Raw genomic sequence first — 515 nt, forward strand, 5'->3', positions numbered from 1 at the left:
CCGGCATCCATCCAGATACATCTCATTGGCAAGACCATCCTTACTGCCAAAAATACTGTAAATGATCTTGGTGGAACAGCTTAATTTCTGTGCAACTCGCCGTACAGTCACAGCCTCAGGTCCTTCTTCTACAAGAAGGATGCATGCGGCATCAATCACATTTTTACGGAGCAATTGCTGTTGCTGTAACTTCACCTCAGAATAGGTTCTATAAGGTTGCGATGGCTCAGACATCATTCAATGCACTTCCTTTGCTTATCTCAGAAACACTGTTTCCTTATAGAACCATAGTATTCAATTCCGGAATGTTTGTCAAACAAAAAAGAGCGCAACATAAGTAGATACACTTACTGGCTCTGATTGGATGCTTATCAATAAAGCTATGTTTTGCGTTCCACGATCAATAGGCAATGCCCACCCTTGTACGGATAAAATCGCAACTCTTCCATTGACGATAGGTAAAATCAGCTGTATCCGCAGTGGTAATTTGTGAGCCGTCTTCGGGTAGAAAGTCT

The 515-nt window shown here is 42.3% G+C and carries 2 protein-coding genes; both read right to left on the reverse strand.

From position 1 onward, the window contains the following. Window positions 1-237 (reverse strand): TetR/AcrR family transcriptional regulator (locus tag FOY53_RS24335; RefSeq protein WP_222435349.1); only part of this gene is annotated, 237 nt, incomplete at its 3' end. Between the two features lie 75 nt (window positions 238-312). Next, on the reverse strand, window positions 313-515 hold a 203-nt coding region (locus tag FOY53_RS24340; RefSeq protein WP_222435350.1), incomplete at its 5' end, for a hypothetical protein.

It is taken from the genome of Puniceibacterium confluentis (genome assembly GCF_007923445.1).
Classification (GTDB): Bacteria; Pseudomonadota; Alphaproteobacteria; order Rhodobacterales; family Rhodobacteraceae; genus Puniceibacterium; species Puniceibacterium confluentis.